Annotated in this window: 3 protein-coding genes; 1 reads left to right on the top strand and 2 read right to left on the bottom strand. The window is 74.5% G+C overall.

Annotated features, from left to right (window positions below):
* Positions 1 to 43: 43 nt before the first annotated feature.
* The gene (locus tag STRTUCAR8_RS03500) at positions 44 to 1,351 is read right to left on the bottom strand and encodes a serine/threonine-protein kinase (RefSeq protein WP_006374040.1); all 1,308 of its coding nucleotides are present in this window, start codon (positions 1,349 to 1,351) and stop codon (positions 44 to 46) included.
* 307 nt (positions 1,352 to 1,658) lie between these two features.
* Positions 1,659 to 3,362 (bottom strand): serine/threonine-protein kinase, encoded by a 1,704-nt coding sequence (locus tag STRTUCAR8_RS03495; RefSeq protein ID WP_006374041.1) that lies wholly within the window; start codon positions 3,360 to 3,362, stop codon positions 1,659 to 1,661.
* Between the two features lie 471 nt (positions 3,363 to 3,833).
* Here STRTUCAR8_RS03495 and STRTUCAR8_RS03490 point away from each other — a divergent pair.
* Positions 3,834 to 7,403 (top strand): FHA domain-containing protein (locus STRTUCAR8_RS03490; protein WP_044471568.1); only part of this gene is annotated, 3,570 nt, incomplete at its 3' end.

Genomic DNA, 7,403 nt, shown 5'->3' with positions numbered 1-7,403 from the left:
CCCGGGATGGGACGGATAGGGGCGGCGGGGGCGAGAGAACCCCTCACGGCGACGCCGGTGCCGAGTTCCCCGTCTCCTGGGGCGTCGCCCCCGCGTCGTCGCCCGACAGGCCCAGCCACGTACCGACCCCCGCCACAGCCACCAGCACCACCGCGACCACCCCCAACGTCACCCTGCGCCGCCGCGCGGACGCCCGGTGCCGCGCCGAACCAGGACGGGGCGCACCCGCCGGCCGCGGCACGCGGGCCGTGCCCAGCGCCCCGCCCGCCAGCTCGTCCGGCCCCGGCACCCGCATCGACGTGTGCGTGTCCCGGTTGGAGTCCGGCTTCGCGCCCCGCACCAGAGGCACCGCACCCCGCCGCACCCGCTCCCCCGCCGGCACGGTCGCCTCGTCGTACGCCTCGCCCCGCGAACCCTGCCCCGAGCCATGGCCAGGGCCCGGACCATGGCCGTGACCCTGGTTCGGGCCCTGGCCGGACTCCTCCCCGTCCTCCGAGTCCGGCTCGTCCACGTCCAGCGGCGGCATCCCCACCAGCAACGGCAACTGCTCCCGCAGCCGTGCCCCCAGCTCGGACGCCCGCAGCCGCGACGCAGGCGCCTTCGCCAGACACTGCACGAGCAGCTGCCACAGTTCCTCGGGGATCCCCGGAAGGGGGACGACCGTCTCCGTGACATGGCGGCGCAGCACCGCGCCGGGGTGGCCGCCGCCGAAGGGCGTGAAACCGGCCAGCAGTTCGTACAGAACCGTCGCCAGCGCGTAGATGTCGACGGCCGCGCGCGGAGGCAGGCCCTCGACGATCTCCGGCGCCAGGTAGTCCGGCGTACCGATGATCTTCGTGGCCCGGGTCCGCCGCGGTGAGTCGATGAGTTTCGCGACGCCGAAGTCAGTCAGGAGGGCGGGGTGCGAGCCGCCGGGGCCCAGGGGGCCCTGCATGTCCAGGAGCACGTTCTCCGGCTTCACGTCGCGGTGCACGACCCCTGCGGCGTGTGCGGCGGCCAGGCCGTCGGCGATGTCGGCCACTATCGCGACCGCGGCCTCCGGGGCGAGCCGGCGCTCGCGGTCGAGCCGGGTGCGCAGGTCCGTACCCCGCACCAGGTCCATGACGAGAGCGAGGTCGTTGCCGTCGACCACCAGGTCCCGTACGGACACGATGTTCGGGTGTTCGAGGCCGAGCAACGCGGTCCGCTCCTGCACGAAGCGTCCGACGAGCTCCTGGTCCGACGCCAGGTCCTCGCGCAACAGCTTGACGGCGACGGGCCCCTCGGGACCCTCACCCAGCCACACCGTGCCGGCGCTGCCCCGCCCCAGGATCTGGTTGGCGGTGTACCGGCTGCCGATCTTCCGTGCCAAGACTGCTCCTACAGACGCGTGTTGCCTACGCTGCGCCGGTCCGGGGCACTCTCCCCGGACCTCCAGCCGACAGACCTCGACCTCAGCCGATAAAACTACGCGTCCGGAGCCATAACCTTCACCGCCGGGACGGAAATCACCCGCCAGGTGTCGACAAATCCCCAGAGTCGCACCGGAACACGGCCGGAGCGCCGACCGACTGATCCGCAAATGCCCTGGCTACGACCCGATTGCGTGAACAGCCTCCCGCAGGCGGGAATCCGCCGGTCTACTGGCCCGCCGGGTTACCGGAAGCCCCTGAATCGCCTCACAGTCTGCCCACCCAATCGCTGACCTTGCCGTACCAGTCACCGAGTTGATCGAAGAATCCCTTGGTCGACCCGATCCACCCCTGCAGCGGGCTCAGTTCCCAGATCAGCCACGCGGCGATGAACAGGATGACGATCGTGAACAGGCATCCCTTGAGGCAGCCGAGCCCTGGGATCTTCATCGGGTTGGCGCTGCGCTGCCGGGGTTCCCTCGGCTCGCGCGGCGGCCGGGCCTCGGGCTGCTGAGGGCGCTGGGGCTGCTGGGGCTGCTGGGGCGCCGGGGGCGCGTACCGCTGCTGCGGCTGCTGCTGGGGCGCGTACTGCTGGTGCTGGGGCGGCTGCCCCTGTCCCGGCCCCTGCGGATAGCCGTAACCGGGCTGCGGCTGCGGGCCCCGCTGCTGCTGACGCGACGGCGGTGGCTGCTGCTGGTACGGCTGCTGCTGGGGCTGTTGCTGCGGCGGCCGGCCCGGCTGCCGCTGGGGCCGGCGGCGCAGGGGGTCCTCGCCGGGGTCCAGGTACTGGACCTGCGTCTGCTCGTTGCGGTCGCGGGCGGCACGCAGCTGGTTCTGCCAGGGGTGCGGCTCCTCGGGCCCACCGGATCCGCCGGGCTGGTTCTGCGGCACGGGCGGCATGACGGCCGTGGGGTCGGCGGCGCCCATCGCCCCCGCGCCGCCGGGCCCCCCGGTGTGCGGCAGCACGCTGGTGGCGCCGTTCGGGTCGTACGCCGCCGGGGCGCCCGCCCCGTACGGCAGCACCTGCGTCGGGTCGCCGGACCCGGGCACCACGGTCGGCGCCGGATCCGGTGCGAGCAGGTGGACGACCCCTTCGGCCGCCGCGATCTGCATCGAGTTGGAGTGGACGCCGATGCCCTCGGCGACGACGCGCAGCCCGCGCGCGAGGTTCTCGGCGCTGGGCCGTTCGTCCGGGTTCTTGCGCAGGCAGCGCTCGATGACCGTCCACAGGGGTTCGGGCACGGTGGACGGGCGGCGCGGTTCGGCGGTGAGGTGCTGGTGCAGCACCTCGAGGGCGGACCCGCCACCGAACGGCGGACGGCCGGTGACCAGCTCGTACATCAGGATGCCGGCGCCGTAGATGTCGACGGCGGAGGTCTGCGGACGGCCTTCGGCGGACTCCGGGGCGACGTACGCGGGCGTCCCGACGAACTCGTGGGTACGGGTGAGGCCCGGGGAGTCCGCGAGGCGGGCGATGCCGAAGTCGGTGAGCATCGGGTGCATCCGGCCGTTGTCCTGCATGAGCAGGACGTTGGCCGGCTTCAGGTCCCGGTGCACGACACCGTCGGCGTGGCTGACGGCGAGCGCGTCGGCGATCTGGGCGGTGAGCAGGGCGGCGGCGACGGGCGTGAACGGACCGTTCTCGCGCAGGTACTTGTGCAGGTCGGGGCCGTCGATGAGGTCCATGACCAGCGCCAGCAGATCGCCCTCGACGACCAGGTCCCGTACGCGCACGATGTTCGGGTGGATCAGCCGCAGCAGCACGGACCGCTCGCGCAGGAAGCGCATCACGATGTCCGCGTCGTTGGCGAGCTCCTCCTTGAGGACCTTGATCGCGACGGCCTCGCCGGGCTGGCCGGGCACGGCCGCCTCGGCTCCCGCGGTCTCCCTCTGGCGAGCGCGCCAGACGGTGCCTGTGGCGCCGCGTCCCAGCGGCTCCTCAAGGAGGTACTTGCTCCCTACCGGCCGCACGTCGTGGCTCCCTTACATACGTACATCCCGTACACGGTGTTTCCGTCCCACTGTAGTGCCGCGCCCCCAGGACACCCTGGGCAACGGCCGCCTCCACAGACGGCTACGTACGGCCTCCTGCGCGCGTTCGACGGAAAGAGGCCGGAAAGTCGTCGGAAAGTCGATGGGAAAGACGTCTCGATCGGTCCCCCCGGTTGCCTAATCCCGAACGTGACCGATCTCAAATCGATTACCAAACCGATCCCAAACGGACTGCCGCCGGTCACTGGTCAGGCACTTTTACGGGCAGAGGTGACCATTCAAGATCACTTATGGGTGGGGGGCGGGCGCGTTGTCAGTGGCAGGTGCGAGGATGCCTCCAGTACTGGCCTACGTGCTCGTGTGCGGTGGGGGAAGTCCGCGGTGGTGGGACCCGTGGCGTGGCTTCGTCCTCCTTTACGGGTGTCCGTGCAGAAGGGACCGCTGACGGCGATGCAGATCCGGCTGACCGTCGTAGACCCGCTGGGGCCGCCCTCGGAGCCGTGGGCGCGTACCGCGAGCTGCGATGTAGTGGTCACCGCTCCCGCCGGCACGGCGCTGGCCACGGTCGCTTCGGCCCTGGCGTCGGTGGTCGCGGGCGACGGGGGTTCCTCCCTGCCCGAGCGCGGCCGGGAGCGCGAGAGCGGCGGCGCGGTGGTGTTCTACGCGGGCGACCAGCGTCTCGACACCCAGCGCTGCACCCTCGGCGAGCCCCCACTGGTGGACGGCGCCGTGCTCGCCCTGGGCACCCCGGCCGAGCCGGAGCCGCACCCCGAGGCGGACGAGGTGGCGGCCCAGCTGCACGTGGTCGCGGGACCGGACGCGGGCGGGGTCCATCTCCTGCACGGCGGCCAGATCACCATCGGCCGCTCCGCCGACGCCGACGTCCCCCTGGACGACCCGGACGTCTCCCGGCTGCACTGCGCGGTCACGGTCTCCGAGGACGGCCGCATAGCGGTCGCCGACCTCGACTCGACGAACGGCACGACGCTGTCCGGCGCCCGCCTCGGCACCCGCCCGGTCCGCCTCGCACCGGGCGCGTTGCTGCGCATCGGCGAGTCGGCCCTGCGGCTGACGCCGCCCGGCGACGCGGGCGCCCGCGTGGACACCACCCCTGACGGCGAGGGCCACGTACGCGTGAGCGTCACCGAAGGTCACGCGAAGGCTTCGGGGCGCACGGCGGCCACCCCCACGACATCCTCATCCCCTCCTCCTTCCTCCTCCCCGTCCGCGTCCCCGTCCCGTCCGTCCGCGCGCGTGCAGCCCGGTGGCACGGCGAAGCCGCCCTCCGGTGAGACCCATCACGCCTACGGTTCGGCGAGCTGGGGAGCGGCCGGGGGTGTGTCGGAGGCCGCGCAGCAGCCACTCGTCCCGGGGCAGGGCCGGGCACCGCGGATCGAGAACAGGGGCTCCACCGGCGCGGCCAGGGCGTCGGGTGGTGCCGGGGAGACCCACGGCGCCGGGCTGACCCTGCCGGGGTCGATGTCCGGCGCGGGCTCGGTACCGCGAGCCCGCGCTCACGACGAGGCAGACAGGGAAGGCACGGCCGACACGCCCGACGCGGATGCTTCCGCGGGCGGCGGGCGCAAGGGGACGCCCCTCCGGGGGACGGACGTCCCGCAGGGCGTGCGCAAGCGCGGTGGGCTCTCCAAGTGGGCGCGCCGGCTGACCGGCGGGCGCGCGGAGCAGGAGCCGTCCGAGGGCGAGGCGTACGACGACGAGGAGCCGGCGTCCGACCAGGCGGCCCCGGAGTTCGCGGAGGTCCCCGCGCAGGCACCGGAGAGCTGGCCCGACCCGGCGGCGCTGCTGCTCACGGCTCTCGGCCCCGGCCCCCGGCTCTGGGAGCGCGGCCCGGGACACCCGGAAACACTCACGGTCCGGCTCGGTACGGCGGACCGGGCGGCCCCCGACGGCTCCGGGCTGCTGCCCGCCGTACCGGTGACCGCGGGTCTGCGTGAGGTCGGGGCACTGGGGCTGGCGGGGCCGCGCGCGCGGCTCGCGGGGCTGGCCCGCGCGGTGGTGGCCCAGCTGACGGCGCTGCACTCCCCCGAGGCCCTGGAAATCGTCCTCATCAGCACGGACCGCTCGCGCACCCCCGAGGAGCGCACCGCCGAGTGGGCCTGGCTCGGCTGGCTCCCGCATCTGCGCCCCGGGCACGGTCAGGACTGCCGTCTCCTCCTCGCCTACGACCGCGAACAGGCCACGGCCCGCGCCGACGAACTCCTGCGGCGCCTGGAGGACCACGACACGGAGGCGGCGGCGAAGAGCCCCGCAGGACCCGCCGAGGCCGGCGGAGAACCGGACGTCAGTGCCCCCGGTGACCGGGGAGCGGCCCGGCGGCCCTCCTGGGCCCGGGACGACGAACCCGCCGAGTCGGCGGACGGTTTCGCAGGCCCGTACACCGTGGTCGTGGTGGACGGGGACCCTGGCGGCGCGGCGGTCCGGGAGGCCGTGGCGCGGCTGGCGCAGGAAGGACCGCGGGCTGGGATCCACGTCCTGTGCCTCGCGGAGACGGAGGCGGCGTCGCCCGCGTCACCGGTGACGGATACGTACGAGGCGGCGTGCGCGGCCTCGCCCCCGTTCCGTGAGTGCGGGGCGGTGGCGCTGCTCAGCGGCGACGTGGCCACCGCGCTGCATGTGATGCGGGTGGCACGGGCGGGAGCGAACTCGCCCGGGCGCACCGGCTCCGCCGACTCGGACGTTCCTGGTGTGCGGGCCCCGTCGACCGCCGGGCTGGTCGGGCAGGGCTCCGTCGCCGCCGTGGACGCCGTGTCCCTGCCCTGGGCCGAACGGTTCGCGCGGGCGCTGGCTCCGCTGCGCACCGACGGTGCCGCCGGGGCACGGCAGCAGCGCGTCTCCGCGCCGTTGCCACAAGCGGCGCGGCTGCTCGACGAGTTGGGGCTCGCCCGGGCCACCCCGGCGTCCCTGATGGCCCGTTGGGCGGACGCGGCCGACGACAAGGAGACCCTCGGCGGCCGGGCCTGGGCCGTCCTCGGCGCCGGTCCGCGCGGGCCCGTCGGCGTGGACCTCGCGGCAGAGGGACCCCACCTGCTGATCGAGGGGCCACCCGGCAGCGGGCGTACGGAGTTGCTGCGGGCGGTCGTCGCGTCGCTGGCGGCGGCCGAGCGGCCCGACCGGCTGGGCATCGTGCTGATGGACGGCCGGGACGGCACAGGTGGCAGCGGCGGGAGCGGTGGCGGGGGCGCGCAGCACGGCGAGGGCCTGCGGGTGTGCACCGACCTTCCGCATGTCACCACCCACCTCACGGCCAACGACCCTGTGCGCATGCGGGAGTTCGCCCAGTCGCTCAGCGCCGAGCTGAAGCGCCGGGCCGAGTTGCTCGGGCGGGTCGGGTTCGCCGAGTGGCACACAGGGCGCGAGCTGTCCGGCCGGATCGGTCCGCAGCGATCGGGTTCGGTGTCAGGGTCGGGTTCGGGCGCTCATGGCTCGAACGCGGGTGCCAGTGCGGGTGCGCGGGTGGACATGTCCGGGAGTGGGGGCGGGGCCGGGGATCTCGACACGCCACCCAGTTCGACGCTGCGCCTGCGGCCGGCGGCGAGTCGGCGGCGTACGGAGACACCGCCCCTGGCCCGTCTCGTGGTCGTCGTGGACGATCTGGACGCGTTGGTGTCGCCCGCGCTGGGCTCCCCGGGGCGGCCGTCGGCGGGGTCCGTGGTGCGGGCGTTGGAGGCGGTGGCCCGGGAGGGCGAGCGGCTCGGGGTGCATCTGGTGGCCGCGGCGGGCGTCGGTGGGCGTACGGCGGAGACGGAACTGGCCCGGGGGGCCGCGCTGCGGGTCGTCCTGGACGCGCCCGCGCCGGGGCCGGACGAGCCCGCGGCTGGGCGGGGGCGGTTGAGCGGGGCGGGCGGAAAGGGCATCCCGTTCCAAGGGGGGCGGGTGACGGGGCGTATCCCGCGTACGGCGACGCTGCGGCCGACGGTTGCCGCGCTGGACTGGCAGCGGATGGGGGATCCGCCGGCGCGGCGGCCGGTGCGTGAGCTGGGCAACGGGCCGACGGACCTG

The sequence above is a fragment of the Streptomyces turgidiscabies Car8 genome (assembly GCF_000331005.1).
Taxonomy (GTDB): domain Bacteria; phylum Actinomycetota; class Actinomycetes; order Streptomycetales; family Streptomycetaceae; genus Streptomyces; species Streptomyces turgidiscabies.
This window is presented reverse-complemented; position numbering and strand designations above follow the sequence as displayed.